The organism is Streptococcus pseudopneumoniae (genome assembly GCF_038148935.1).
GTDB classification, from domain to species: domain Bacteria; phylum Bacillota; class Bacilli; order Lactobacillales; family Streptococcaceae; genus Streptococcus; species Streptococcus pseudopneumoniae_U.
Genome location: NZ_JBBJZX010000256.1, coordinates 1 through 273 on the forward strand (window position 1 = coordinate 1; position 273 = coordinate 273).

The following is a 273-nucleotide window of genomic DNA, read 5'->3' on the forward strand; positions in this document are numbered from 1 at the left end:
GTCGTAATCACTGGCGCATTTGGTTTTGTTGTATCGGTTGCTTCTTTTGGTGCTGAAGCGTCTGATTCGTTTCCTGATGCGTCTGTTGCTTTGGCTGTCACATTTCCTGCTGGGATATTCTTCGTAACTGTTATTGTTGCTACTCCGTTGTCTCCTGCTGTGCCTTCACCTAGCTCATTGTTATCTTTATCGTATAACTTAACTGTTGAGCCTGGCTCTGCTGTTACGCTCACGGTTACTGGGCTATTCGTATTCCCTTTGCCTGTTAACTCT

At 45.4% G+C, this 273-nt stretch carries 1 protein-coding gene; it reads right to left on the reverse strand.

The genetic code is table 11. The features are described from left to right. Positions 1-273: Ig-like domain-containing protein (locus WKI42_RS10870; protein WP_368081922.1), on the reverse strand; the 273-nt coding region annotated here is incomplete at both ends.